The sequence below is a fragment of the Mesorhizobium sp. NFR06 genome (assembly GCF_900115245.1).
Classification (GTDB): Bacteria; Pseudomonadota; Alphaproteobacteria; order Rhizobiales; family Rhizobiaceae; genus Mesorhizobium.
In genome coordinates, this window is the sequence record NZ_FOVT01000007.1 from 193,834 (window position 1) to 219,620 (window position 25,787).

The following is a 25,787-nucleotide window of genomic DNA, read 5'->3' on the forward strand; positions in this document are numbered from 1 at the left end:
CATCGCCGCAACCAAAAGCATGCTGACAGGTTGAGATCCGAAAACGGAGTTTCCTGCCATGCCCGTCCTGCTCACAGGCTCCTGCCGCTGCGGCGCCGTCCGCTTCGAGGTTGAAAGCCACACGCCGGTGCCGTTCATGCTCTGCTACTGCTCGATCTGCCGCAAGCAGCAGGGCGGCGGCGGTTTCGCCATCAATCTCGGCGCCGACTACGAAACGATGAACATAAGGGGCAGGCGCAGCCTCGGCGTCTACCGCGCCGAGATCGAGGACGACGAGCATCCGCATTGCGAGGTCTCGACCGGCGAGCGCAATTTCTGCCGAAAGTGCGGAGCTGCGCTCTGGCTCTACGATCCGACCTGGCCGGACCTCGTGCACCCCTTCGCATCGGCCATCGACAGCGACCTGCCGAAGCCGCCGGAAAAGGTGCATCTGATGCTGAAATACAAGGCGAACTGGGTCGAGCCGGTGATCGGCAGGAACGACAAGGTGTTCGACGTCTATCCGGAAGAATCGATCGCCGATTGGCACAGGCGCACCGGCATGTGGGTGGATTAGAGCATGATCCCGAAAAGTGGGAACCGGTTTTCGGAACAGATCATGCTCCAACAAAGAGCCAGATCAGGATGACGATTCAACGAAACGTCATCCTGATCTAGGGCCATACCCGGAAAATTGCGCAGCGGTTTTCCGTCGGGAATTGCATCGAAACAGGGAGGCAGAGCGGTTCGCCGTTTCCTTGAAACGGTGAACCGCGCCGCTGACAGGAGGCCAAAATGAACCTTACGACGCACAAGAAATTCAAAGGCGATCGTTTGATGCCATGGGGCAAGGGCACGGTCGTCACGGACGCGAAGGGATATGTTTTTCTGTGCGGCAATACCGCCACGATCGACGATTACGACCCGTCGATGCACCAGGGCGGCGCCATCGGCGACCCGGCCGCGCAGTGGCGCGCAATCCTCGCCAACATCAAAGCGGACCTGGAGGAACTTGGCAGTTCGCTCGACCACCTGGTCAAGGTGACGTTTTACGTCAAGGGGCCGTTTCCGACCGGTGGCGTCCTCAGTTCACCGAACTTCCGCCTGGATGTGCTGGATGAATTCTTTGCCGAGCATTGCCCGAAGCATTGCAGCTACAACAATCCACCGCCATCGGAAGTGATCGGCGTCGCCGCGCTGGCGCAACCTGACCTGGTCGTCGAGCTTGTTGTGATCGCCGCGCTGCCGGACTGAGCAAACGTCAGAGAAACCGTCAGGCCGAAGCACGCGCTTCGGCAAGCGCCTTGAGGTCGGCCGGCTTCAGTTCGACGGATTCGCCGCAACCGCAGGCCGAACTCTGGTTCGGGTTCTTGAAGGTGAATCCGGTGCGCAGCGTCGTCTGCTCGAAATCCATCTCGGTGCCGAACAGGAAAAGCGCCGCCTCCGGCGCGACATAGACATGCGCGCCGTCGCGCTCGATATGGTCGTCCTTGGGGTTCGGCTCGGTGACAAGGTCGACCGTATATTCCATGCCGGCGCAGCCGCCCTTCTTGATGCCGAGGCGGATGCCATGCGCGTTCTCGCGGGTGGCGACGATCTCGCGCACCCGGTCGGCGGCCTTGTCGGTCATCGTGATGACGGCGAAGCGTCCCATGTCATTCTCCACGTTCGCGCGGGTTCAAGGCCCGCGGAATGAGTCTTCTCTAAGATGGTGAAGTTTCACCTAGCGTGCAAGTCAAGCTCAATACCACCCGACCGCGACCTGCGCCTCTTCCGACATGCGGTCGGGCGTCCATGGCGGATCGAACACCATGCTGACCTCGACACCGGACACGCCCTCGACGGCGCCGACGGCGTTCTCGACCCAGCCTGGCATCTCGCCGGCCACCGGGCAGCCCGGCGCGGTCAGCGTCATGTCGATCTTGACCGAGCGGTCGTCCTCGATGTCGATCTTGTATACGAGGCCGAGCTCGTAGATATCGGCCGGGATTTCGGGGTCATAGACCGTCTTCAGCGCCGAGACGATGTCGTCGGTCAGCCGCGCCAGCTCGTCGGCTGGGATCGCCGAGGCCGACACGATGCCGTTGCCTGCCGCTTCCGGGCCTGCCGTTTCTGGAACAGTGTCTGCGGTCGCGCTCACATCGTCCATCATCATCACCCGAAGAACTTTCGCGCCTTTTCCAGCGCCTCGGCCAAAGCATCGACTTCGGCCCTGGTATTATACATGCCGAACGACGCCCTGCATGTGGAGGTTACGCCGAAGCGTTTCAACAGCGGCTGGGCGCAATGCGTGCCCGCGCGGACCGCGACGCCCTGCCTGTCGATCACCATCGATACGTCATGCGCATGGATACCCTGCAATTCGAACGAGATGATGGCGCCCTTGCCGGGCGCGTCGCCGAATATGCGCAGCGAGTTGATGGCGCGCAGCCGCTCATGCGCGTAGGTCTTGAGGTCCGCCTCGTGTGCTGCGATGCGTTCGCGGCCGACCTTTTCCATGTAGTCGAGCGCGGCACCCAGCCCGATCGCCTGGACGATCGGCGGCGTGCCGGCCTCGAAGCGGTGCGGTGGCTCGTTATAGGTGACGATGTCCTCCGTCACCTCCTCGATCATCTCGCCGCCGCCCATGAAGGGCCGCATCTCTTCCAGCATGTGCTTCTTGCCGTAGAGCACGCCGATGCCCGACGGCCCGTAGACCTTGTGGCCGGTGAAGACGAAGAAATCGCAGTCGAGGTCCTGCACGTCGATCGGCATATGCACCGCGCTCTGGCTGCCGTCGACCAGCACCGGAATGCCTCGCGAATGCGCGATTCGCACGATCTCCTTGATCGGCGTCACCGTGCCCAGCGCGTTGGACATCTGGGTGATGGCGACGAGCTTGGTGCGGTCGGTCAGGCGCTTCTCGAATTCCTCGATGTGGAAGGCACCGAGATCGTCGACGGGCACCCAGACCAACTTCGCGCCCTGCCGCTCACGGATAAAATGCCACGGCACGATGTTGGAGTGGTGCTCCATGATCGAGAGCACGATCTCGTCGCCCTCGCCGATCCGCGGCATACCCCAGCCGTAGGCGACAGTGTTGATCGCCGAAGTGGTGTTGGAGGTGAAGACGATGTTGTCGGTGCTGGGCGCATTGAGAAACCGCTGCACCGACTTCCGCGCGCTCTCATAGGCGTCGGTCGCCGCGTTCGACAGGAAATGCAGCCCGCGATGGACGTTGGCGTATTCCTGGGCATAGGCGTGCTGGATGGTGTCGAGCACCACCTGCGGCTTCTGCGCCGAGGCGCCATTGTCGAGATAGACCAGCGGCTTGCCGTAGACCTGGCGCGACAGGATCGGGAAGTCGCGGCGGATCGCCTCGACGTCGTAGGGGGCGGTTTCGATCTTCTGGTCCATCACAAGCTCAAAGCCTCATTCTGTCGCGCACCGCGCGTCTTGGCGCTTCGCGCCAATCCACCGCGAAGCGGCCGGACGAGGGGTGTGGCCGAGGCCATGCCTCGACCACTTCACCCGTGCGTCAAAAACCACTCGTCGAGGCGCGCTTCCAGCGCCTCGACCAGCGCCTCGTCGTCCAGTTCCTCGATCACTTCCGCGACGAAGGCCTTCACCAAAAGGCCGCGTGCGGTCTTCTCGTCGATGCCGCGCGCCATCAGGTAGAACAGATGGTTGTGATCGATCTCGGTGACCGTCGCGCCATGACCGCAAACGACGTCGTCGGCGAAGATCTCCAGCTCCGGCTTGGTCGAGAACTCGCCGTCGTCCGACAAAAGCAGCGTGTTGCAGGCCATCTTGGCGTTGGTTTTTTGCGCATATTGATGAACGTTGATGCGGCCCTGGAACACACCCCGCGCCTTGCCTGTCACCACGTTGCGCATCACTTCGGTCGAGGTCGTGTGCGGCACGGCGTGGTCGAGCACCATGGTGGTGTCGGTATGCGTGTCGCCGGCCAGGAGATTGATGCCGCGCAATTTGAAATCGGCGCCCTGGCCCGTCGTCCTGACGACCACCTCCTGGCGCACCAGCCCGCCGCCGGCATTCATCACGAACAGCGTCAGCTTCGCATCCTTGCCGACATGCGCCTTGAACTGCGCCAGATGCGTGGCGGTGTCCGGCTGCTCCTGCACGATCAGCCAGGTCACTTCGGCGCCGTCGCCGACCACAAGCTGGCTGACAGAAGAGACGAGCGCCTCGTCGTTCTCGCCCGCCTGGCGCTCGACGATAACCGCCTTGGCGCCGGCCCCGACACGCGTCAACAGCCTGACATGCGACTGGCCGCCGGCCTGCAGGTTCTGCAATTCGATCGGCTTTTCCAGCTCGGCGCCGTCGGCGATATCGACGAAATAGCCGTCGGCGACGAAGGCGGTGTTGAGCGCGCCGATCGCGTCGTCGTCGCCATAGGGGTCAAGCCCCGGCGCGACGCTGCCGTCGATGAGCTTTTCCGACAGGCGCTGCACGGTGACGCCTTCGATCTCCGGCACCTTGGCATTGGAGACGCCGTTCAGCACCGGCAGCACGGCCGAACCTTCAAGAACCGGCGCCAGCGCCTTCACGACGGCGCCGGCCTCGAAAGCCGGCACCTTGGTCAGCAGCCGGCGCAGATCCGTATAATGCCAGGATTCAATCCGCCGGGTCGGCAGGCCGTGCTTGATCGCCTCAATCGCGTCGTCGCGCTTGACCATCACCGCGCCGTCGCCGGGCAGCAGCGACAGCCGCTCGCCGAAGGCATCGATCAGCGCCGTCTCGGCCAGTGTGCGCTGCGGCTGTGCGTGCATGTTCATGGCTCTTGCCTCGACCGCTCCCATCTCACGCGGCTTCGCCGATCACGCCGGCATAGCCATTGGCCTCGAGATCGAACGCCAGCGACTTGTCGCCCGACTTGATGACCTGGCCCTTGTAGAGCACGTGCACGCTGTCGGGCACGATGTGCTCGAGCAGGCGCTGGTAGTGGGTGATGACGACGATGGCGCGGTCGGGCGAACGCAGCGCATTGACGCCTTCCGAGACGATCTTCAGCGCGTCGATGTCGAGGCCGGAATCGGTCTCGTCAAGCACGCAGAGCTTCGGTTCCAGAAGCTTCATTTGCAGGATCTCGGCGCGCTTCTTCTCACCGCCGGAGAAGCCGACATTGAGCGGCCGCTTCAGCATGTTGATGTCCATGCTGAGCGAGGCCGCAGCCTCCTTCACGCGCTTCAGGAATTCCGGAACCTTGAGCGGCTCCTCGCCGCGCGCCTTGCGCTGCTCGTTCATCGCCACTTTCAGGAATTCCATGGTCGCCACGCCCGGTATCTCCATCGGATACTGGAAGGCGAGGAAGATGCCGGCGGTCGCCCGCTCGGCCGGATCCATTTCGAGGATCGACTGGCCGTTATAGAGGATGTCGCCCTCGGTGACCTCGTAGTCCTCGCGGCCGGCAAGGATATAGGACAGCGTCGACTTGCCCGAGCCGTTCGGGCCCATGATCGCGGCGACCTCGCCGGCTTTCACCGTCAGGTCCAGGCCGCGGATGATTTCGGTGCCGTCATCGACGATGCGGGCGTGCAGGTTCTTGATCTCAAGCATAATTTCTTCCTGAATATATCTTTGCGGTCAGCCCACCGAGCCTTCGAGGCTGATGCCGATCAGCTTCTGCGCCTCGACGGCAAACTCCATCGGCAGCTGCTGGATGACGTCCTTGACGAAGCCGTTGACGATCAGCGCGATCGCCTCTTCCTCGGGGATGCCGCGCTGCATGACGTAGAACTTCTGGTCCTCGGAGATCTTCGACGTCGTCGCCTCGTGCTCGAACTGCGCCGTCGAGTTCTTGGCTTCCATGTAGGGCACGGTGTGCGCGCCGCACTGGTCGCCGATCAGCAGAGAATCGCAATTGGTGAAGTTGCGTGCGTTGGCCGCCTTGCGGTGCGCCGAGACCTGGCCGCGATAGGTGTTCTGCGAGAAGCCCGCGGCGATGCCCTTGGAGATGATGCGGCTCGACGTGTTCTTGCCGAGATGGATCATCTTGGTGCCCGAGTCGACCTGCTGATAGCCGTTCGATACCGCTATCGAATAGAACTCGCCGCTGGAATCGTCGCCACGCAGGATGCAGCTCGGATACTTCCAGGTGATCGCCGAGCCGGTCTCGACCTGCGTCCACGAGATCTTCGAGCGGTCGCCGCGGCAGTCGCCGCGCTTGGTGACGAAGTTGTAGATGCCGCCCTTGCCCTGGGCGTCGCCGGGATACCAGTTCTGCACCGTCGAATATTTGATCTCGGCATCGTCGAGCGCGATCAGCTCGACCACCGCCGCATGCAATTGGTTCTCGTCGCGCTGCGGCGCCGTGCAGCCCTCGAGATAGGAGACATAGGCTCCCTCCTCGGCGATGATCAGCGTGCGCTCGAACTGGCCGGTGTTCTTCTCGTTGATGCGGAAATAGGTCGAAAGCTCCATCGGGCAGCGCACGCCCTTGGGCACGAAGACGAACGAGCCGTCGGTGAACACGGCCGAATTCAGCGTGGCGTAGAAATTGTCGGTGGTCGGCACCACGGAGCCGAGGTACTTCTTCACCAGCTCCGGATGCTCGCGGATGGCTTCCGAGATCGAGCAGAAGATGACGCCGGCCTGCGCCAGTTCCTTCTTGAAGGTGGTGACGACGGACACGGAATCGAACACCGCGTCGACGGCGACGCGGCCCGACTTGTAGACATTGTCGCTGGCCTCCTCGAGTTCCGAGGCATCGGTCTTCTGCACGCCGGCCAGGATCTCCTGTTCCTTGAGCGGAATGCCGAGCTTCTCGTAGACCTTGAGCAGTTCAGGATCGACGTCGCTCAGCGACTTCGGCCCCGGCGTGCTCTTCGGCGCGGCGTAGTAGTGGATGTCCTGGAAGTCGATCTTCGGATAGTGGACGCGCGCCCAGGTCGGCTCTTCCAGCGTCAGCCAGCGGCGATACGCCCCCAGACGCCATTCCAGCATCCAGTCGGGCTCATCCTTCTTGGCCGAGATGAAGCGAATGATGTCTTCGCTCAGGCCCTTGGGGGCCTTGTCCATCTCGATCTCTGTCTGGAATCCATATTTATACTGGTCGACGTCGATCTTTCGAACCCGATCGATCGTCTCCTGCACAGCAGGCATAAGCGTTCTCCATCCACGCCGGGGTCAAGGCCCGGCAGTTTTCAAACTATGGCACCGCCGAAATCGCGCCCCAGGGGGACTCGCGGCGGAGTAAGTTCCATATAGTGCATGTCCGCCGGAAATTCACCCGGCCACGACAAAACGCACGGCTCTACCAGGCCGCAAGGCCTGAATTCGTCTTCGAGCAACGGAAATCCGAGAGCCGTAAGGCGTTCTCGCTCCAATGCTCCGCCGCCGTCAGGCAGCTTCTTCCTTGCCCGCCCGGCGGGCGACAATACCAGCCAGCGCTGCCCGGAACGCCTCGATATCTTCGGCGCCGGTCGCACGGCCGATCGAGACGCGCAAGGCGCCCAGGCTGTCGCCAAAGCCCATCGCCTTCAGCACATGGCTTGGCCCGACTTTTCCCGACGAGCAGGCCGAGCCCGCCGACAGCGCCACACCGGCCAGATCGAAAGCGATTTGCGCCGTCTCGGCCTTGATGCCCGGAATAGCAAAGAACGTCGTGTTGGCAAGCCTTGGCGCCGCCGCTCCAAAGATTTCCGCCTCGGGCGCGAGGTCGCGTACGATCGCCTCGACCTGGTCGCGTCGGCGAGCGATGGCGTCCATCTCGGCGAGACCGCTCGCCGCGGCACGCGCGGCGGCGCCGAAACCGGCGATCCCGGCGACGTTTTCAGTCCCCGCGCGGTGCCCCTTCTCCTGGCCGCCGCCATTGATCAGCGGCCACGGCATCATCAGGTCGGACGCCGCAACGATCGCCCCGACGCCCTTCGGTCCGCCGATCTTGTGCGAGGACAGGATCAGATAATCGGCGTAAGGAACTGACATATCGAGCGGAATCCGTCCTGCCGCCTGCACGGCATCGACGATCAGCACGCCGCCGGCGGCCTTGGCGATTTCGGCGATGCGCTTGACCGGCTGGACAATGCCGGTCTCGTTGTTGGCGGCGTGGATTGCAACCAGCGGCAGGCCGGCAGCCTTGTCATGCGCGGCAAGCGCGGCGGCCAGCGCGTCCAGGTCGGCAATGCCGTTTCCATCGACGCCGATCTTCGTCACCTGCGCCGCCGCAAATCGCCCGCCATTCAGGAGGCAGGGGTGGTCGGCCGCCGAGACATAGAGGTGGCTCATGCGGATGGCGCCGCGCCCGATCTGCCAGTCAGCCCCAAGCAGCGTCGAGGCTGCTTCGGTGGCGCCGGAGGTGAAGAAGACATGTTCCGGCTTGGCATTGACCAGTCGCGCCACGTCGCGCCTCGCATCCTCGACCAGACGCCGCGCCGCTCGGCCTTCGCTATGGACCGAGGACGGATTGGCCGCGTCGAGCGCCGCGACCATTGCCGCTCGCGCCTCTGCAATGAGCGGCGCGCTGGCGTTGTAGTCGAGATAGGCGCGGGTTGCGGCCATTTTTCGCTCAGTTCGTCCTTCCGCCAACTATCCCGCGAGGATAGCGCGTTATTTCCTTGAAATTGCAAGGCAAGCCGTCCTATTTACCCGGCTTGCGGCGCGGGCGACGGAACCATCGGGTTTCGGCTTCCCAGTTTTGAACAATTCTAAACTAGCTTCTAGGAAGACACTCGCCCGGCGTCAAGGCCACAGAAGCCTTCGGGCCGCTGAGACTCCGGGGCCAGAGGAAGAGTTTCGGGCTTGCGCCTTTGTATGCCACGTGGAGTATTTTATGCCTGAGGTCATTTTTGCCGGTCCGGCCGGTCGCCTGGAGGGTCGTTACCAGCCCTCGAAAGAAAAGAGCGCCCCGATCGCTATCGTGCTGCACCCGCATCCGCAATTCGGCGGCACGATGAACAACAAGATCGTCTACGACCTCTTCTACATGTTCCAGAAGCGCGACTTCACCACGCTGCGCTTCAATTTCCGCGGCATCGGCCGCAGCCAGGGCGAGTTCGACCACGGCACCGGCGAACTCTCGGACGCGGCCGCCGCGCTCGACTGGGTACAGTCGCTGCATCCGGATTCGAAGAGCTGCTGGGTCGCCGGCTACTCGTTCGGCGCGTGGATCGGCATGCAGCTTTTGATGCGCCGGCCGGAGATCGAGGGGTTCATCTCGATCGCGCCGCAGCCCAACACCTACGACTTTTCGTTCCTCGCGCCCTGTCCGTCATCCGGCTTGATCATCCATGGCGATGCCGACAAGGTTGCGCCGCCCAAGGATGTGCAGGGCCTGGTCGACAAGCTGCACACGCAAAAGGGTATAACCATCACCCAGAAGACAATCCCCGGCGCCAACCACTTCTTCGCCAACCATTCCGAGCTGCTCATCCAGGAATGCGCCGATTATCTCGATCGTCGTCTTGCCGGCGAGCTTGCCGATCCGCGACCGAAGCGGCTGCGTTAGAGCATTTGCCGTTTCACGCAAACGGCGAAACGCTCTATCTCTTTGTTTTAACACAATTTTTGGACGGAAAGGCTGCGGCGAAGGCGCCGAGCCCAACCGATTCCCTTGCCCGGCACGGAAAACTGCCTGATCCGGGCAGCATCAATGGGTCTGCGTACGGTCGGCGCCGATCTGCCCGCCCTCGACCGGGTCGGCCTGGCCGGCGATCGAAACCGTGCCTCTCGGCGCGTGGGACGGTGCTAGACGGAATGTCCGCTTGCGCACCGGCAGCTTCGACCTCGTCTGGCCGAAGATGAAACCGAGCCGGGCGAACACCAGTCCCGAGACTATTGCAAACGCCAGCCCAAGGCCGAAACCTGCAACCGTGTCGCTTGGATAGTGCGCGCCGACGAAGACCCGCGTCGAGGCGATGCAGGCCGTGACGGCCAGTGCGACATACCAGCGACGCGGAAAAAGCAGCAGCAGGATGCCGAAGATCGCGCCCATCGTCGTGGCATGGCCGGAGGGAAAGCCGGCGAAGCGCGCGTCCATGGCGAAAGGATGCAGCGACAGAACGCCGAAACTGTCGAAATAGAGCGGCCGGGCCCGGCCGATGCCGTATTTCAGCAGGTTGACCGCCAGGCCGGAGAGGCCGACGGCGCAGAGCACCAGGAACGCGAAACACGTCCAGTTGTAGACGAGCATCCGCCCCTGCCTGGACAGGCCGCGCCAATCCGTCAGGTTGGCGGCGACGAGGCAGAGCGCCGCCGGGATGAGGTACCAGCCGCCCAGGCCGAACTGCGTGAAGAAATCGGTGAAGCGCACGAAGCCAGGTGACCATTCGCCACGCATCGCGCCGGCGCCGGCGTCGAGGCGCAGGAAGATCGCTACTGTCAGCAGTGCCCAAGCCAGCAGCCACACGCTCCATAAAACTTTCGGATAGCGCGGCGGGCGCACGGCAAAGCGTCGATTCACGATCGTCATCGTGTCGCGGAAATTGCCGAGCGAGCGGCGGTAAAGGGCAAGCGGCGCGGCGGACATGGCTAGAGCATGATGCCGAAAAATGTGGAGCGGTTTTCGGACGCCATCGTGCTCCATCTCTTTGATTTTAGCACCGGATTCAGATTTCAGGTCAGTTCGACCTGAAATCATCCGGCTCTATGCGCGAGCTTATAGGGCCATTCAATGCCCGACGCTATTGTTCACGGAGCCACCCGGTAAAGGCCGAGCGACAACTTGTCTCCTGACGAATAGTTGATGCCGTCGATCTCGGTCAGTCGCTGCGCCGACTTGCCCTGGGCGGCCAGCGCGTCGGCAAGCTTCGGCTCGTCCTTGATCGGCGCCAGGCCGAGCGCGCAGGACGGATCGGCCAGCAGATGCCGCGCCACGCCCTCGACGTCGGTGAGCACGGTCCCGGTGCCGACCAGGAAGACGAGGCTCGGCTCCTGGAACCTCGCCGAGGCTAGCACCGTGGAATTGCAAGGACGGTTGGCGTCAACCGCGGCCTTGACCGCGGGGCTCAGCCAGATCGGCTTCAGCGACGGCGCAATGACCCCGAACAGCAGGCTGAAGGTGATGCCGGCGCCGGCAGCTATCGCTGCAATGCGCCCAAGCGGCACCTGCAATTGCCGCGGGAAGGCGAGATAGCCGGTGACTAGAGCGGCGATCGCCGCCGGGATGCTCCACCAGGAGAAGGTCTTTGCCAGATAAAGCGGCGCACCGATGCACACTACGGCAAGGCCGATCGCCACCACGCCAAGGCCGAAGGCAGTCGCCCACCACAGCCATGTCTGCCATCGCCTGAGCGGCGCATTGGCCTGCTCCGCCGGCAAGGTCAGCAGCCAGCCGATCAGCAGCGCCATGCCCGGATAGGCCGGCATGACATAATGCGGCAGCTTGGTCGGGATCGCCTCGAACACCAGCCAGAACGGGATGTACCAGGCTAGGCAGAAGCGCAGGCGCGGATCGTCCCGGAAACGGTTGATCGCCTGCAGCCCGGCGCCGACCGCTATCAGCCCGAAGGGCCACATGAACAGCGAAAAGGTCAACATGTAGAAGCCGGGCGGCAGGCCGTGCGATTCCTCGCCTTGCGCCACCTTATTCAGCATGTCCTTGCCGACCGCCTCCTGGAAGAAGGCGCCGCCGCTCTTCCAGGTGATGAGGATGAGCCATGGCAACACGATGACGAGCACGATCGCCACGCCGCGCGCCAGCTTCATCTTGAGCAGCCAGCGCCAGTCGCGGTCGAAGGCAAGAAGCGCGGCGGCCGTAAGCAGCGACAGCAGCGGTGAAACGGGTCCCTTGATGAGGATGCCCAGGCCCTGCGCTATCCAGAAAATCCAGGGCAGATGTCCGGGAACCGGTTCGTTGCGCTTTGCCGCCATATAGACCTGCGCCAGCGCGCCTTGCGCCGCCACGCAGCAGGCGAGAAGCATTGCGTCGGTCTTGGCGTCGCGCCCTTCGAAGGCGGTGGCGAAGATCGCCGCCATCATCAGGCCGGCGGCAAGACCGGCATCGGCGCCGAATAGTTTTGTTCCGGTCCAGCCGATGCCCACCACCGCGAGGGCGATGCCAAGCATGGAGACCAGGCGGTAGATCCAGATCGGCGCCTCGGCCCCCTCGCCGCTCAACGCCACAGCCGCCGATTGCAGCCAGTAGATACCGATCGGCTTTTTGTAGCGCGTGACGTCCTGCAGGCGGATGTCGACATAGTCGCCTGTCTCGACCATCTGCTTGGTCGACTGGACGAAGCGGGATTCGTCGCGGTCGACCGGCGGCAAGCTGGCCAGCCCGCTAACGGTCATGACGATGCTGAACAGAAAGAGGAAGAGGTAGTTCCTGTTCATCGCGGGAGCTCGTCCGATCTGAAACTGCGGGATGGCCCCGTCGCGGCGCATGGCGCCTGTCTTTGCGCGGCGCCTCATTACGCCAGCAAAAAGGGCGAAGCAAGGACGCGTGGGCGTCTCCCGACCGGACGCCGAACCGGAAACTACTTGTGCCCATCGCTGGTCTTTTGTTCGGCGGCGATCGGACGCAAAACCGGAAACCACTTTTGCTGATCGCCCGCGGATGCTAAACGCGCGCCTTCATATCCAGCATGGCCAAGTGCCCGGCGACCTCCAGGAAGAAAAAATGCCCGCCTACAAATCCGATTTCCTGCGTATCATGAGCGAGCGCGGCTTCATCCACCAGATTTCGGATGAATCCGCCCTCGACCAGCTTTTCGCGACGGAAACGGTCAGCGCCTATATCGGCTTCGACGCCACCGCCAAGAGCCTGCATGCCGGCTCGCTGATCCAGATCATGATGCTGCATTGGCTGCAGCAGACCGGCCACCGGCCGATCGCGCTGATGGGCGGCGGCACCTCCATGATCGGCGATCCGTCCTTCAAGGACGAGGCGCGCAAGCTTTTGACGCCGCAGGACATCGAGGACAATCTCGTCGGCATCCGCCGCAATTTCGCGCCCTACCTGAAGTTTGGCAGCGGCCCGGGCGACGCGGTCATGGTCAACAACGCCGACTGGCTGATGGAGATCAACTACGTCAATTTCCTGCGCGATGTCGGCCGGCATTTCTCCGTCAACCGCATGCTGGCCTTCGATTCCGTCAAGCTGAGGTTGGATCGCGAGCAGTCGCTGTCGTTCCTCGAATTCAACTACATGATCCTGCAGGCCTACGACTTCGTCGAGCTTTACAAGCGCATCGGCTGCCGGCTGCAGATGGGCGGCTCGGACCAGTGGGGCAACATCGTCAACGGCATCGATCTCGGCCACCGCATGGAGGGCGTGCAGCTCTTCGCCATGACCACGCCGCTGCTCACTACCTCGTCCGGCGCCAAGATGGGCAAGTCGGCCTCGGGCGCGGTCTGGCTCGATGGCGACATGCTCTCGCCTTACGAGTTCTGGCAGTATTGGCGCAACACCGAGGACGCCGATGTCGGCCGTTTCCTGAAGCTCTACACGACCCTGCCGTTGGACGAAGTCGCGCGGCTCGCGAAGCTCGGCGGCTCGGAAATCAACGAGGCCAAGAAAATCCTCGCCACCGAGATCACCGCCATGTTGCACGGTCGTGCGGCTGCCGAGACGGCAAGCGAGACCGCGCGCAAGACCTTCGAGGAAGGCGCGCTCGCCGACACGCTGCCGAGCGTCGAGGTGGCCACGTCCGACCTGGAGGCAGGCATCGGCATCCTGGCGCTGTTCGTGAGCGCCGGGCTGGCCGGCTCGAACGGCGAAGCGCGCCGGCATATCCAGGGCGGCGCCGTGCGCATCAACGACCAGCCCCTGACCGACGACAGGCGCGTCGTCACGCCTCAGGACCTCGGTCCGGAAGGAGTGGTGAAGCTCTCCCTCGGCAAGAAGAAACACGTGCTGGTGCGGCCGAACTGATCGGCCGCGGCTTTCTTGACCGTGATCTTTCCCGAAGACCGGAAGCCGCTTTTCCGAATCGTGGCTACCTGTACTCGAAGATAGACCGGAATATCCCGGGCGCCACGACGGACAGCGGATTGATGTTGAGCGTCGGCTTGTTGGCGTTGCCGCGCAGCCGATAGGTGACGCCGATAAGGCCGCGGTCGCGCCCGTTGCCGAGCAGCGGCCCGAACAGCGGCAGTTCGCCGAAGATGCGGTTCAGCCCGTAGACCGGCATGAAGGTGCCGGTCATGTCCATATTGTTGTTCGGATCGTAGAGCGTGCCCTGGAAGGTGGTGCCGATGCGCGGGCCGCGCAGCAGGCCGTTCGCCAGTTTCAGATAGCCGGACCCTTTGTCGATCTCGGCGAAGCCGCGCTCGAACTTCACCCTGGACGTATCGATGTTGCCTTTGACGGCCTCATTCAGGCTGCGCGTGTCGCCGGCCGGCGTCGTCGACACGATCGAGGCGAGCTTAGGCTCGTTGACCACGTAGAAATTGCTGGCATCCACCTGCCCCTTCATCGGCCCGTCGGCGGCACCAGCGAGCGACAGCGTGATCGCACCGCCTTCCATATGCTCATAAACGTTGAGGAACCGCAGGATGGCGCCGGCATCGGCGGACTTCACCCTGAGCGAGCGGCCGCCTTCGCTGGTCGTGTTGGTGATCGCAATGGCGGCGCCCGAGCTTGCCGCGGCGGTGACGTTGAGCCCGTTCACGCGCGATCCGGCGGCGCTGTACTCGAGCTTGAGGTTGGACAGCACCTCGTCATGGAAACCGGTCAACGATGCCACGTCGGCGCTCACCGAAATGGCGTCGCTGCCGGTGCCTTTCGTGGCAGTGTCGACATCGGAGGTGAACTGCTTGATCAGCGAGCGGGCGTCGAGCGACGCACCGCTGACGTCGACCGCGTAGCTCTTGCCGGAGCGCTTCACGGAAACGGCGACGTCGTCGCCCCTGTTCAACGCAACTTTGCTGAAGCGGGCCGCGGACAACGCCCCATTGACCAGCGTCACGCTGCCGTCGATCGAAAAGCTCTTTCCGTAGAGATCGAAATCCGACAGCGTGGTGGTGCCGCCGGATTTCGTCATGCCGAAAGTGACCTTGGCGGGGATGCCAGCGCCCTTGCTCCAGCCCGCCCAGGGAATGTCGAGCCTGGCGTTGCTGAGGTCCGCGGAGACCTGCTGGGCGCCCTCGCCGCTCTTGTCGATTGCCACCTTGATGGTTCCCGAAAGCAGATCCGACAGGCCGGGCATGCTGGCGTCGCGCGTCTTGTCGTCGAGGACGAGGACGACCTTGCGGCTGCGCGCCGGCCCGTCGTCGGCGAGCGGCTCGACCAGATCGAGCTCGGCAGGAATGCCGTTGAGCTTGGCATCGGCTGAAATCACCGCCTGCTTTGGCCCGACCGTGATCGAGCCATTGGCCTCGGTCACCGTCTGATCCTCGAACGGCTTGCCCAGCGACAGATCCTGGTAATCGAGCGACACCAGCCAATCGAGCGTCGAGGTATCGATGCCGCGCGTCAGCGGAATGTCCGCCTTCACGTGGCCGGTGACGGTACCGGACAGGTCTTCCGGCGCCAGCCCGACATGGCGCATGGCGTTGATCGGCTCGTAGGAGGCGAGCTCCGCTATCGCCGGCGCTTCGCCCGCGACATCGATATCAAGCGCGCCGACGACCGGCGAACGGTTCGCGTTCTTCACCGTCAACGTGCCGCCGCTCGCCGCCACCGTGCGGCCGCTCGGCATGTAGACGCTGCCCGAGGACAGGCTGATGTCGACATCGTTGCCATGGAAGCCGACGACGCCGACGGCGTCGCGGATCGGCGGAATGCGTCCGGCGGTATCGAAGCGCGACCCTTCGATCTGGAAACGGCCGAACACCTCGTCGCCGGTAAGCGGCACGCCATTGCCCAGCCGTCCCGGCAAGACCTGGAACTGCAGGTTAGCGTCGGTCACGGTGCCGCCAAACAGATTGGCCAGCACCCAAAGCCGCGCGTTGCGGGCTGAGAACCATGGCCACAATTGCTTGACATGGGAGACCGGCATGTCGTGAACGTTGAGCGACAGCGAGACGCCCGGAGGGCCATTGTCGATGAAGGCGATCGTGGCCGCGCCCAGCACCTCGCCCGATCCGCCTGACCGCACGCCGATCTGCTCGGCGATGAACTTGCGGCTCTTCGGCTGGTAGACCCCGGCGATGCGGGCCAGGAACTGGAGCGCCGGTTCCGGCGATTCCGAAGGCGCCAGCGTCGAGCCGTCGCTGGTCAGGTCATAGCGGTAGGCGGGCTCCTCCCCCGCGCTTGCCGGCTTTGGCCCGATCGATCCGGCAAAGTCGAAGCTGGAGCGACCGTTCCTGACCAGCAGCCGGTCGACCGAGATCTTGTTCGAGCCGGCCACCAGCGTGGCAACGGCATCGACATCGACAGGCAGCAGGCCGCGTTCGTCCAGGTCGAGCGTTGAACCGGTCAGCGACAGCGAAGCCGCCAGGCGCGACGGGCTGTCGCCTGACGCTTCCGAGCCCGAAAGCTTCAACGCGATCGAACCCAGTTTGCCGCCCTCGGCGGCCGGAACAGCCGCGTTCGAACCACCCTCGCCGGAAGCGCCCGCTATCCCGAGATTGACGTCCAGCGATGCGATCCGCCTGGCCGTCGCGTCGCGGGTCGCGGAGGCGGTCAAAGTTGCATGCCGGCCGTCGACATCGGCATTGTAGGAGAGCTGCATGCGACCTATGCCGGTCTGCGCGACGGTTGCCGAGGCGACGGTCACGCGCTTGACCAGTCCGGCGTCCGGCAGTTCGAACTCGACGTTGCGCAGATCGATCTGGCGCATCGAATCCTCACGCACGGCATCGAGCGCGTCGTTGACGCTGGCGAACACCGCCGCCGACACTTTCTCCGGGTCGACAAGGCCATTCTCGTCGCGCAGCGGCGCCGTCCAGTCGCCGCCGCCCGAGGGCATGGCGGCCACCACGATATGGGCGTCGGAAAATCTGGCGCTGGTCAGCCGGACATCCCCCGAAAGCAGCGGCAGCAGCCGCATGCCGAAGCGCACGCGTCCGATATCGGCCATCGGCTTGCCGTCGGCCGTCTTCAGGCTGACGTCGTTCACCTGTAAGGCGATGAAGCTCGATCCATCGAGCGTCAACCGTGCAGCGCCGACAGCGACGTTGACATCGACGCCGGCCAGTTTCTCGATGGCGGCCTCGGCTTCGGCGCGAAGCCGTTCCGTGCCGATGCCCGAGGTGCCGAGCATATAAACGCCCGCCGCCGCCAAAAGCACGAGCGCGCAAAGGCTGGCGAAGGCGCGCCCGAGAAAGCGAAAGCGGCGGCGCACGGCTGCCCGGCCGAGCGGCGGCACGCTGCACGCGGAAGGAAGCGTCGTCAGGTCGGTGATCTCGTCACGCCTGAACTTGATCTTCTCGTGCTGCGGCTCTTCCTGATCCAAGCAATCTTCCGTTGTGACGAACCCGTCGTGGACGAATCCCCGCCTCACGTTATATCGATGCTTTCTCGCGCGTAACCGCAAACAAGGGCATCGATATGGCTGATCTCGAGGTGGGCGACCTTGCGCCGCAATTCGATCTTCCGCGCGACGGCGGCGGTTCCTTCAGCCTCCCCGCGTTCCGGGGCAGGCCCGTCGTACTCTATTTCTATCCGCAGGACGACACCACAAGTTGCACCAGCGAGGCGATCGGCTTCTCGCAGTTGAAGCCGGAATTCGAGAAGGCCGGCGCTGTGGTGGTCGGTCTGTCGCCCGACAACGTAAAGAAACACGACAAATTCAAGGCAAAGTACGATCTCACCGTCGATCTCGTCGCCGACGAGGAGCGCAAGGTGATCGAGGCCTATCATTTATGGGTCGAGAAGATGATGTACGGGCGCAAATATATGGGTGTCGAGCGCGCCACCTTCCTGATCGGAAAGGACGGGCGCATCGCCCGCATATGGCGCCAGGTTCGCGTCAAGGGCCATGCCGAAGAGGTGCTGGAGGCCCTGCGCGCGCTGTGAGACATCGGAGCCTTCCGCCACAACCTGCCGCGCGGCATACGGGCACGATTGCGCCAGCATTGCGTCCGGCAAAACTTTGTTAACCCTAATAATGTGTAATCAGGCTTGTCGTTGGTCTCGTAACGAAAGCTTGGTCCCGTGAAAATGACCGGTCAGTCAGCTGTCTTCGGCAGGCGTAAGGAACCGCACACGGTCATCATCGCCCGGGGCAATGAAATTAGGCATTTCACCGTCCGGCCGTGGCTTGCCGCCTTCATCGGTTCGGCTCTGGCAGCGATCGCCATAGGATACTTGCTTGCCACCTCCTACCTTGTGCTGCGCGACGACCTGATCGGCGCCACGACGGCAAGACAGGCGCGCATGCAGCAGGCCTATGAGGACCGCATCTCGGCCCTTCGTGCCCAGGTCGACCGCATAACCAGCCGCCAGCTTCTCGACCAGCAATTGATGGAGACCAAGGTAAGTGAGCTGCTGGCGAGGCAAACCCAGCTCAGCGAGCGCCACGGGCGGCTTGGCCCAATTCTCGAGCGTGCCGAGAACGAGGTTGGCGATGCGCCAGCGAGGGGCGCTGCGGCTCCCAAGCCCGACGAGCATGCGAATGTCACCGGCAGCTTTTCGCAAGCGCCGACCTATTCCGTCGCCAGCCTGAGCGCCGGCGACACGAGACCCTTCTCGCTCTGGTCGACGAGGTCCGATCCCCTCGACGGCGAAACGGCGGCCGATCGCGCCGACAAGCTGTTCGTCTCGATCAATGCCTCGCTGAAGGCCATCGAGAACCAGCAGCTTTCGCGCATCGCCACACTTGCCGACAACGCCTACAGGAATGCCGATGCCATCGCACAGGCGCTGGAAGCAGCGGGCCTGCCGGTCGACAGCGAGATCGACAAGAGCGACGTCGGTGGCCCGCTGGTTCCGCTTGATCCCTCAATGACCTTCGACGGCAAGGTCAAGGAGTTGGACGAAGCGCTCGACGCGCTCGACGAGGTCAAGAAAGAGGCGCGCAAGCTGCCGCTCGCCAACCCCGCCCCCGGCCATCCGGTGACCAGCCCGTTCGGCGTGCGTACCGACCCGATCCTTGGCAGCGCCGCGCTGCACACGGGCATGGATTTCAGGGCGCCGATCGGCATGCCGGCCAAAGTCACGGCCGCCGGCGTCGTCACCAGGGCCGGCTGGGCCGGCGGCTACGGCCGCATGGTCGAGGTCGATCACGGCAACGGCTTTGCGACACGCTACGGGCATCTGAGCGAAATCGATGTGAGCGTCGGTCAGAAGCTTGCCGCCGGCGCCGTCATCGGCAAGACCGGCAGCAGCGGCCGCTCGACGGGTCCGCACCTTCACTACGAGGTGCGCCACGATGGCGAGGCGGTCGACCCGTTGCGCTTCCTGGCCGTCGGCAAGAAGGTCTCGCAATACCTTTAGGCTCCGCGCTTCCCTCCGACGTTTTTCGCCCAGGCGACGCGATTCAAGGATCAGTCAGCTGCTCATCGATTGACTTCAATTAAGTTGTAGGATGATATGCATCACCCTATCGCCTGACACCGATTGCACCGCTGATGACCGCTCGCAGCCTGTCGACCGATATATTCAGGGCTTTTAAGCGCGCTGTCGGGCCAAACGGCCTTATCGCCGAGCCTATCGCAATGGCAAAATACCTGGGCGATTGGGCCGGCGACTATCGCGGCGGCGCGCTCGCAGTGCTGCGGCCCGCTTCGGTCTCCGAGGTACAGGTGCTTATGCGCCTGTGCGGCGAACTCGGGCTCGGCGTCATTCCGCAGGGCGGCAACACCGGGCTGGTATCGGGCGCCATCGACAGCAAAGGCAGCGGCCTGGTTGTTGTCAGCCTGGAGCGGCTGAGCTCCATCCGGCAAATCGATACGGAGAATTTCACGTTGCGCGCCGATGCCGGCTGCGTGCTGCAGACGATCAAGGACGCATGCGAGGCGCAGGATTGCCTCTTTCCGCTGGCGCTCGGCGCGCAAGGCAGCTGTCAGATCGGCGGCAATGCGGCGAGCAACGCCGGTGGCATCAACGTGCTGCGCTATGGCATGGCGCGCGACCTGGTCCTCGGGCTGGAGGTAGTACTTGCGGATGGCGAACTGTGGAGCGGCTTCTCCGGCCTGCGCAAGAACAACAGCGGCTATGACCTGAAGCAGCTTTTCGTCGGCTCGGAAGGCACGCTCGGCATCATCACGGGCGTCGAGGTCAAGCTGTTTCCGAAACCGGCGCGAACAGAGACGGCCTATCTCGGTTTGGCCTCGTTCGGGGCCGCCGTCGCGCTGTTAAACCGGGCGCGCCGCAACTGTTCGGACCTGATCTCCGCCTTCGAGATCATCGGTTCAGAGTGCATCGAGCTTGCCCGGCTGATCGACCCTGGAGTGAGAGCGCCGGTCTTGGCGCCCGTCCAGGTGCTGATCGAATTGTCCTCCGGACCGACCGTCGATCTCAACCGCGTGCTGGCGGGTTTCCTCGGCGGTGCACTCGAAGAAGGCCTCGTGACCGACGCCGTTCTCGCAACCAGCGCCGCGCAGACCCATGCTTTCTGGGCGATCCGGGAGGGACTGGTCGAGGGCCAGGCCAAGCGCGGCTATCACGTACGAACCGATCTTTCAGTGCGCATTTCGGATATCCCTGCCCTGATCGAGCAAGCACGACGCTTCGTAGCGCTCGAGCATCCTGGCTGGATTCCGCTGGCGTATGGCCATGCCGGCGACGGCAATATCCATTTCAACGTGCTGCCGCCGTTACAGCTGGCTGTGGCCGAAGCCCGTGCGCGCGGGTCGGAGATCACCGCGGGCCTTTACGCGATCGCGGTCGGCCTCGGCGGCTCGATCAGCGCTGAGCATGGCATAGGCCGCAGCCGTTCGGGGGAATTCTGGTCCGGCTTATCGCCGACGCATCGCCGCATGGTCACGGCGCTGAAGAACGCGTTCGACCCAAAGGGGCTGATGAACCCCGGTTGCCTGCTGCCCTCGACGGAGACTGTTCCATGAAGCAAAGACTGGCCGCCATCGGCACTGTCGAGACGCTGCCGCACCGGGTTGCGGCCTTCCTCAGTCGCGAGATCGAATCCGGCGGTTTGAACCCCGGCGCACGCCTGCCGACCGAGCAGGAGCTGTCGGAGAAATTCGGCGTCAGCCGCAATGTGGTGCGCGAGGCGATCGCCCAACTGAGAGCCGACGGCATGATCGAGGCGCGGCAAGGCATTGGCGCGTTCGTGCTGGCGCCCGAACAGCGGGCCACGATCCGCATCGACCGCGAGGCGCTCAAGGACACGTACAATATGGCGCGGCTGTTCGAGCTTCGCTGCATCCTGGAGGCGGAATCGGCTGCGCTGGCCGCGGCGCGGCGCGGGAAAGAACATCTCGATTCGATCAAGGCGGCGCTCGATCGGATGGGCGGCGAGGAGCGCTGGGAGGAAGGCAGCATCGACGCCGACCTGCTCTTCCACCGGGAGATCGCTCGCGCCACCGGAAACAGCTACATCCACACATTCATTTCCTTCGTCTGCGAGCAGATCCGCCAGTCGATCCACTACGCGCGCATGACCAACCCGCTGCACGACCTCGTTGAAATCAATGTCGGCGAGCACGTGCGCATCTATGACGCGCTGGTGGCGGGCGATCCGGAAGCGGCGGAAGCAGCGATGCGCGCGCACATCGTCGGCGCCGCCAACCGCGTCGGCGTCAAGCTGCCGCTTTCGAAAACCGGCGGGGCGAAATAGCCATGCCGGCAAACATCACCCGCATCACCGACGTCTGCCTGCTGGTGGAAAACATCGAGCGCACGGTCGAATTCTATGTCGACAAGCTCGGCTTCCGCCTGCGCCGCCGTGCCGAAGGTTTTGCCGATTTCCATGGTGAGGGCGTGACGCTTGCCGCCTGGGAACTCGACCACATCAACCGCCATACCGGCGTCTCGAAGCTGCGATCGCCGCGCCACGCGCACAAGGTCTGCGTCGCCGTGAAGCTCGACACGCCGGCCGACATCGACCAACAGCATGACGAATTAAGTGCCAGGGGCGTGCCCTTCCAAGGTCCGCCCGAAAACTATGTCTGGAATGCGCGCTGCGCTTATTTCACCGACCCGGACGACACACTTTGGGAGCTTTACGCCTGGCTCGACGGCGGCCCTGGCGACTACCACGACGAACAGCCGTAGACGACGCCGTGCCGAACGGAGCGGCGCCTGAAGAAGAGACGACAAAGTCTGCAACAGGAGCGAAAAATGAGTGGGAACAGGGACTTCGAATTGAACCGCCGCACGTTCGTGAAAGGCGGCATGGCAGCCGTCGCCGCCGCGTCGGCCGGCATGCAGCTCGTGCTGACGCCGGGCGCGAAAGCTGCCGGCAAGGTCGTCATCCAGTATGACTGGCTGATGTCCAATGGCCAGGTCGGCGATATCGCGGCCATCGCCAACGGCTATTTCAAGGATGCCGGGCTGGAGGTCGAGTTCAGCCCCGGCGGCCCGAATGCCTCGACCGTGCCGCCGGTCATTTCGGGCGCCGCGCAGCTCGGGCAGTTCTCGGAGACGCCACAGCTTTATTCGGCGCGCGCCAGCGGCGTGCCGGTCAAGATCATCGCCTGCGGCTTCCGCACCGGTCCCTATGCGCTGACCTCGAAGCCTGCCAAGCCGATCCGCAGCGTTGCGGATCTCAAGGGCAAGAAGATCGGCATCCAGCCGACGGCGCGTTTCGTCATCGACGAGATCCTGGCCAAGAACGGTATCGATCCGTCGGAGGTGACCATCGTCAACGTCGGCTTCGACAAGGGCCCGCTGGTGCGCGGCGACGTCGACGCCATTGGCGGCTGGATCACCAATACCCAGGCGCTCAGCGTCGTCGGCGACGACCGCATCGACCTGCTGGTGCGCGACCTCGGGCTGAGCTCCTACGCCGACGTCTATTTCGCCACGGACGCGGCGATCGAAAAGGACCCGCAGACGCTGGCCAAGTTCATCGGCGCCGTCGGCAAGGGTTGGGGCTGGGTGCATGCGAACCCGCAGGAGGCGGTCAAGAAGATGGTCGCCGCCTATCCGGAAATGGATCTCGGCTGGGAGCAAAAGACCGTCAACCTCGTGCTGAAACTCTCCTTCGACGGCACGACCGCCAAGGATGGGTGGGGCACGTTCGACCCCGCCTCGATCGAGGACCAGTTGGTGCTGCTCGACAAAGTCGGCCAGTATCCGAACGGACGACCGGCCGCCAAGGATGTCTATACCACCAAGATTCTGGAGCTCTCGGCCACCGACCGTCCCAAGCTCGACGCGCCCGCGGCCTAGAGCATGATCCCAAAAAGTGGTAACCGGTTTTTGGAAAAGATCATGCTCCAACAAAGACTTGGATCAGCATCACGATTCAACCAAACGTTATGCTGATCCGATGCCGAACGCGATTGAAGCCCTCAAGCTCGATGTCGGCTATGGCGGCCGGCAGACAGCCGTCAAAGTGCTCGCCGGCCTCGACTTGACCGTCGCGGCCGGTTCCTTCCTGTCGATCCTGGGGCCCTCGGGTTGCGGCAAGTCGACCTTGCTCAGGGTCGTGGCCGACTTGCTCGATCCGCTCGGCGGCACGATCAGTGTGCTTGGCGAGACGCCGCACGCGGTCCGCTCGCGCCGCGATGTCGGTTTCGTCTTCCAGGACTCGACGCTCCTGCCCTGGCGCACGGTACGCGAGAATGTGCGCCTGCCGCTTGGCGTCGGCCAGGGCAGCCTGACCCGCAAGATCGATGACCGCAGCGCCGAGCTGCTCGAACTGATGGGTCTCGGCGCTTTCGGCGAGCGCCTGCCGCATCAGCTCTCCGGCGGCCAGCGCCAGCGTGTCGCCATCGCCCGCGCTCTGCTCGGCGAACCCAGACTGCTGCTGATGGATGAACCTTTCGGCGCCCTCGACGAGATCACGCGCGACCGCCTAAACGACGAATTGCTTGCGCTGTGGCGACGCACCGGCACGACGATCCTGTTCGTAACCCATTCGATTGCCGAAGCGGCCTATGTCGGCGAGCGTGTCATCGTGCTGGCCGCCAATCCGGGGCGCGTGGTCAGGGACCTCGACATGCGCCCCTTCAAGCAGGACGGCAATCGCTGCAGGCGCGAGGACGCGGCGATTGTCGCCGCCATGGCCGATTTGCGGACGGCGTTGGAGCGGGCATCGTGAGACAAACGCCGCTCTCCCCGCAAATGAGCATCGCGCTTCCCGTCCTGGGTGCGGCTTCGATCCTGCTTGCCTGGCAATACCTTCTGCCGCTGCTCGGCGTGCCGGCCTATATCGTACCCACGCCGACGGCAATCTTCGGCGTCTTCCAGAAGAATTTGGCGCTGCTCATCGACAATCTGAGGCCGACGCTGATCGAGGCGCTGGCCGGTTTCGTCATCGGCAATCTGGCCGCGGTGCTGCTCGCCGTGCTCTTCGTGCACAGCCGCACCCTGCAGGCCGCCTACTTCCCGATCGTGCTGTTCTTCAACACCATTCCGATCCTGGCGCTATCGCCGATCATCATCCTGATCTTCGGCCTGGGCATGACGCCGAAGATCGTCATCGCCGCGGTGATCTGCTTCTTCCCGACGCTGGTGAACATGATCCGCGGCCTCGATTCGGCTGGCGACAATGAGCACGAGCTGTTCCGCGTGCTGTCGGCGACACGCTCGGAGATTTTCTGGGCCCTGCGCCTGCCGCGCGCGCTGCCGATGCTGTTCTCCTCGCTCCGTATCGCCTCCGCGACGGCCGTCATCGGCGCCATCGTCGGCGAGTGGATCGGCTCGGACAAGGGCCTCGGCGCGCTGATCATCCAGGCGACCTTCAACTACCAGTCGGACCGCCTCTACGCCGCGATCGTGCTGTCGTCGTCGCTGTCGATCGCGCTGTTCTGCATCGTGGTCCTCATCGAGAGGCGCATGATAAAATACTGAAATCCGGCCGCTCCCGGCAACATGGGTTGGCATCGCCTCTCTGGTCTCTCGACAATCCCATATTGCGAGCGATAATCGGACATGTGACCGGAGGCCAACGCGTTCATCGGGCATTCAACAGCTGAGCTGTAGGGTGCCGGGTGAAATCAAAACGGGAGACGAACCGTGTCAAAAGCACCAGTTTTCTTGATGCGAATGGCGTTGGCAGTCATTTGCCTCGTTGGCCTGGCCGCGACCGCCACCGCCCTTTTCCCCACCGCAGCCTCGGCGCAGCAACTGCGGCGATGCGCGCATGAAGGCGGTATGTGCCGCTTGCCCTATCCCGCGGAAGTGGTCTACGGCGCCCGGGGCCGAACGACCTCGCGGTTTTTCTACAGTCAGGCCGTGCCTTGCTCAAATCGCGTTTTTGGCGACCCCGCCCCCGGCCGTGAAAAAGCATGCTATTTCGTGGCGCGCGGTCGCGGCGATTATGGCAATGACAACGACTATGGGGACGACGATTACGGCTCGCGGCCGGGTCGCGGCGAATGGGTCGCCTGTGCCAGGGAGGGTGAGTACTGCGATTTCCGCGGCCGCGCGCTGGTCAGATACGGCGCGCGTGGCCAGTACACGCAGGATGTTTTCAGGAACGGCGTCCGTTGCGGCAACGACGCCTTTGGCGACGACCCGGCTCCCGGCGCCCACAAGCGCTGCTATGTCAGGCAGTAACCGGCGATAGAAGTGGGGCGATCGTTTGATCGCCCCTTCGTCGCGCCCATGATTTGCCGCCCCGAGGCGCAACCAAATCGCCAAGGTCATTTGGCGGATCGCCAAGCTTATTTTGGATTTGCGGCAGATATCCGCAATGATGGTGGGCGATGACGGACTCGAACCGCCGACATCTTCGGTGTAAACGAAGCGCTCTACCAACTGAGCTAATCGCCCGCTTGAGCGCGGACCTTTAAGCAGTTAGGGCCGCATTCGCAAGGCCAAATGAACAACCGCCATGTTGGCCTCGCGGCGGTTTTCCCCAGCATCGGCGCCGCTGTCAAAAAACCTTCTCCTGATTGCTGTTATGCTTGAA

General features: G+C 63.6%; 23 protein-coding genes and 1 tRNA gene. 13 read left to right on the top strand and 11 right to left on the bottom strand.

Features of this window, described 5'->3' with window-relative positions; all coding sequences use genetic code 11:
• Window positions 1-58: 58 nt before the first annotated feature.
• Window positions 59-556: a GFA family protein gene (locus F3H96_RS15275; protein ID WP_149802557.1), complete on the top strand. Its 498-nt coding sequence runs from the start codon at window positions 59-61 to the stop codon at window positions 554-556.
• 218 nt (window positions 557-774) lie between these two features.
• Window positions 775-1,233, top strand: a complete 459-nt coding sequence (locus F3H96_RS15280; protein WP_149802558.1) for a RidA family protein — start codon at window positions 775-777, stop codon at window positions 1,231-1,233.
• A 19-nt stretch (window positions 1,234-1,252) separates the two neighbouring features.
• Here F3H96_RS15280 and sufA read toward each other — a convergent pair whose 3' ends face one another.
• The 7 genes from sufA to F3H96_RS15315 all read right to left on the bottom strand — a co-directional run bounded on the left by sufA (window position 1,253) and on the right by F3H96_RS15315 (window position 8,481).
• Complete coding sequence (sufA, locus tag F3H96_RS15285; protein WP_149802559.1) at window positions 1,253-1,633, bottom strand: Fe-S cluster assembly scaffold SufA; 381 nt, start codon at window positions 1,631-1,633, stop codon at window positions 1,253-1,255.
• 87 nt (window positions 1,634-1,720) lie between these two features.
• Window positions 1,721-2,128, bottom strand: coding sequence for an SUF system Fe-S cluster assembly protein (locus F3H96_RS15290; RefSeq protein ID WP_149802560.1), 408 nt, complete (start codon window positions 2,126-2,128; stop codon window positions 1,721-1,723).
• Between the two features lie 5 nt (window positions 2,129-2,133).
• Window positions 2,134-3,375 carry a cysteine desulfurase gene (locus F3H96_RS15295; RefSeq protein ID WP_149802561.1) on the bottom strand — a complete coding sequence of 414 codons (1,242 nt, stop codon included), beginning with the start codon at window positions 3,373-3,375 and terminating at the stop codon, window positions 2,134-2,136.
• 110 nt (window positions 3,376-3,485) lie between these two features.
• Entirely contained in the window at window positions 3,486-4,757 is a 1,272-nt protein-coding gene (gene sufD, locus F3H96_RS15300; RefSeq protein WP_149802562.1) for a Fe-S cluster assembly protein SufD, read from the bottom strand.
• Between the two features lie 25 nt (window positions 4,758-4,782).
• On the bottom strand, window positions 4,783-5,538 hold the full coding sequence (sufC, locus tag F3H96_RS15305; protein WP_149802563.1) for a Fe-S cluster assembly ATPase SufC: 756 nt from the start codon (window positions 5,536-5,538) through the stop codon (window positions 4,783-4,785).
• A gap of 27 nt (window positions 5,539-5,565) precedes the next feature.
• A complete protein-coding gene (gene sufB / locus F3H96_RS15310; RefSeq protein WP_149802564.1) occupies window positions 5,566-7,083 on the bottom strand; it encodes a Fe-S cluster assembly protein SufB in 1,518 nt (505 codons plus the stop codon).
• Window positions 7,084-7,320: 237 nt separating this feature from the next.
• Complete coding sequence (locus tag F3H96_RS15315) at window positions 7,321-8,481, bottom strand: cysteine desulfurase family protein (protein ID WP_149802565.1); 1,161 nt, start codon at window positions 8,479-8,481, stop codon at window positions 7,321-7,323.
• Between the two features lie 271 nt (window positions 8,482-8,752).
• Here F3H96_RS15315 and F3H96_RS15320 point away from each other — a divergent pair, with 271 nt between their 5' ends.
• Window positions 8,753-9,427 (top strand): alpha/beta hydrolase, encoded by a 675-nt coding sequence (locus F3H96_RS15320; protein ID WP_149802566.1) that lies wholly within the window; start codon window positions 8,753-8,755, stop codon window positions 9,425-9,427.
• Window positions 9,428-9,568: 141 nt separating this feature from the next.
• On the opposite strand, the gene F3H96_RS15325 is transcribed toward F3H96_RS15320, so the two are convergent.
• Together F3H96_RS15325 and F3H96_RS15330 are read right to left on the bottom strand one after the other, a co-directional pair.
• On the bottom strand, window positions 9,569-10,447 hold the full coding sequence (locus F3H96_RS15325; RefSeq protein WP_188131402.1) for a phosphatase PAP2 family protein: 879 nt from the start codon (window positions 10,445-10,447) through the stop codon (window positions 9,569-9,571).
• 161 nt (window positions 10,448-10,608) lie between these two features.
• On the bottom strand, window positions 10,609-12,252 hold the full coding sequence (locus F3H96_RS15330; protein WP_149802567.1) for a glycosyltransferase family 39 protein: 1,644 nt from the start codon (window positions 12,250-12,252) through the stop codon (window positions 10,609-10,611).
• A 286-nt stretch (window positions 12,253-12,538) separates the two neighbouring features.
• On the opposite strand from F3H96_RS15330, the gene tyrS reads away from it, so the two are divergent.
• On the top strand, window positions 12,539-13,792 hold the full coding sequence (tyrS, locus tag F3H96_RS15335; RefSeq protein ID WP_149802568.1) for a tyrosine--tRNA ligase: 1,254 nt from the start codon (window positions 12,539-12,541) through the stop codon (window positions 13,790-13,792).
• A gap of 64 nt (window positions 13,793-13,856) precedes the next feature.
• Here the strand turns inward: tyrS and F3H96_RS15340 are convergent, their stop codons facing one another.
• A complete protein-coding gene (locus F3H96_RS15340) occupies window positions 13,857-17,258 on the bottom strand; it encodes a DUF3971 domain-containing protein (RefSeq protein ID WP_149802569.1) in 3,402 nt (1,133 codons plus the stop codon).
• Between the two features lie 95 nt (window positions 17,259-17,353).
• Between F3H96_RS15340 and F3H96_RS15345 the strand changes: the two genes are divergently transcribed.
• The 9 genes from F3H96_RS15345 (at window position 17,354) to F3H96_RS15385 (ending at window position 25,432) form a co-directional block, all read left to right on the top strand.
• On the top strand, window positions 17,354-17,821 hold the full coding sequence (locus F3H96_RS15345; RefSeq protein WP_149802570.1) for a peroxiredoxin: 468 nt from the start codon (window positions 17,354-17,356) through the stop codon (window positions 17,819-17,821).
• Window positions 17,822-17,959: 138 nt separating this feature from the next.
• Window positions 17,960-19,240 carry a M23 family metallopeptidase gene (locus F3H96_RS15350; RefSeq protein ID WP_149802571.1) on the top strand — a complete coding sequence of 427 codons (1,281 nt, stop codon included), beginning with the start codon at window positions 17,960-17,962 and terminating at the stop codon, window positions 19,238-19,240.
• A 221-nt stretch (window positions 19,241-19,461) separates the two neighbouring features.
• Complete coding sequence (locus F3H96_RS15355; protein ID WP_244620020.1) at window positions 19,462-20,811, top strand: FAD-binding oxidoreductase; 1,350 nt, start codon at window positions 19,462-19,464, stop codon at window positions 20,809-20,811.
• Window positions 20,808-21,542, top strand: coding sequence for a FadR/GntR family transcriptional regulator (locus F3H96_RS15360; protein ID WP_149802573.1), 735 nt, complete (start codon window positions 20,808-20,810; stop codon window positions 21,540-21,542). Before F3H96_RS15355 ends, F3H96_RS15360 begins: the two co-directional genes overlap by 4 nt.
• Before the next feature lie 2 nt (window positions 21,543-21,544).
• Window positions 21,545-21,979, top strand: coding sequence for a VOC family protein (locus F3H96_RS15365; protein WP_188131403.1), 435 nt, complete (start codon window positions 21,545-21,547; stop codon window positions 21,977-21,979).
• A gap of 66 nt (window positions 21,980-22,045) precedes the next feature.
• Window positions 22,046-23,098 (top strand): ABC transporter substrate-binding protein, encoded by a 1,053-nt coding sequence (locus F3H96_RS15370; RefSeq protein ID WP_188131404.1) that lies wholly within the window; start codon window positions 22,046-22,048, stop codon window positions 23,096-23,098.
• A 100-nt stretch (window positions 23,099-23,198) separates the two neighbouring features.
• Window positions 23,199-23,972, top strand: coding sequence for an ABC transporter ATP-binding protein (locus F3H96_RS15375; RefSeq protein WP_149802575.1), 774 nt, complete (start codon window positions 23,199-23,201; stop codon window positions 23,970-23,972).
• Window positions 23,969-24,724, top strand: coding sequence for an ABC transporter permease (locus F3H96_RS15380; protein WP_149802576.1), 756 nt, complete (start codon window positions 23,969-23,971; stop codon window positions 24,722-24,724). Before F3H96_RS15375 ends, F3H96_RS15380 begins: the two co-directional genes overlap by 4 nt.
• Window positions 24,725-24,919: 195 nt before the next feature.
• The gene (locus tag F3H96_RS15385) at window positions 24,920-25,432 is read left to right on the top strand and encodes a hypothetical protein (RefSeq protein ID WP_244620021.1); all 513 of its coding nucleotides are present in this window, start codon (window positions 24,920-24,922) and stop codon (window positions 25,430-25,432) included.
• A 140-nt stretch (window positions 25,433-25,572) separates the two neighbouring features.
• On the opposite strand, the gene F3H96_RS15390 is transcribed toward F3H96_RS15385, so the two are convergent.
• Window positions 25,573-25,648, bottom strand: a tRNA-Val gene (locus F3H96_RS15390).
• Window positions 25,649-25,787: the final 139 nt, after the last annotated feature.

Coding starts and splice junctions, on each gene's coding strand:
- F3H96_RS15275 (WP_149802557.1), top strand. CDS start 59: ATGCCCGTCCTGCTCACAGGCTCCTGCCGCTGCGGCGCCGTCCGCTTC.
- F3H96_RS15280 (WP_149802558.1), top strand. CDS start 775: ATGAACCTTACGACGCACAAGAAATTCAAAGGCGATCGTTTGATGCCA.
- sufA (WP_149802559.1), bottom strand. CDS start 1,633: ATGGGACGCTTCGCCGTCATCACGATGACCGACAAGGCCGCCGACCGG.
- F3H96_RS15290 (WP_149802560.1), bottom strand. CDS start 2,128: ATGGACGATGTGAGCGCGACCGCAGACACTGTTCCAGAAACGGCAGGC.
- F3H96_RS15295 (WP_149802561.1), bottom strand. CDS start 3,375: ATGGACCAGAAGATCGAAACCGCCCCCTACGACGTCGAGGCGATCCGC.
- sufD (WP_149802562.1), bottom strand. CDS start 4,757: ATGAACATGCACGCACAGCCGCAGCGCACACTGGCCGAGACGGCGCTG.
- sufC (WP_149802563.1), bottom strand. CDS start 5,538: ATGCTTGAGATCAAGAACCTGCACGCCCGCATCGTCGATGACGGCACC.
- sufB (WP_149802564.1), bottom strand. CDS start 7,083: ATGCCTGCTGTGCAGGAGACGATCGATCGGGTTCGAAAGATCGACGTC.
- F3H96_RS15315 (WP_149802565.1), bottom strand. CDS start 8,481: ATGGCCGCAACCCGCGCCTATCTCGACTACAACGCCAGCGCGCCGCTC.
- F3H96_RS15320 (WP_149802566.1), top strand. CDS start 8,753: ATGCCTGAGGTCATTTTTGCCGGTCCGGCCGGTCGCCTGGAGGGTCGT.
- F3H96_RS15325 (WP_188131402.1), bottom strand. CDS start 10,447: ATGTCCGCCGCGCCGCTTGCCCTTTACCGCCGCTCGCTCGGCAATTTC.
- F3H96_RS15330 (WP_149802567.1), bottom strand. CDS start 12,252: ATGAACAGGAACTACCTCTTCCTCTTTCTGTTCAGCATCGTCATGACC.
- tyrS (WP_149802568.1), top strand. CDS start 12,539: ATGCCCGCCTACAAATCCGATTTCCTGCGTATCATGAGCGAGCGCGGC.
- F3H96_RS15345 (WP_149802570.1), top strand. CDS start 17,354: ATGGCTGATCTCGAGGTGGGCGACCTTGCGCCGCAATTCGATCTTCCG.
- F3H96_RS15355 (WP_244620020.1), top strand. CDS start 19,462: ATGGCAAAATACCTGGGCGATTGGGCCGGCGACTATCGCGGCGGCGCG.
- F3H96_RS15360 (WP_149802573.1), top strand. CDS start 20,808: ATGAAGCAAAGACTGGCCGCCATCGGCACTGTCGAGACGCTGCCGCAC.
- F3H96_RS15365 (WP_188131403.1), top strand. CDS start 21,545: ATGCCGGCAAACATCACCCGCATCACCGACGTCTGCCTGCTGGTGGAA.
- F3H96_RS15370 (WP_188131404.1), top strand. CDS start 22,046: ATGAGTGGGAACAGGGACTTCGAATTGAACCGCCGCACGTTCGTGAAA.
- F3H96_RS15375 (WP_149802575.1), top strand. CDS start 23,199: ATGCCGAACGCGATTGAAGCCCTCAAGCTCGATGTCGGCTATGGCGGC.
- F3H96_RS15385 (WP_244620021.1), top strand. CDS start 24,920: ATGGCGTTGGCAGTCATTTGCCTCGTTGGCCTGGCCGCGACCGCCACC.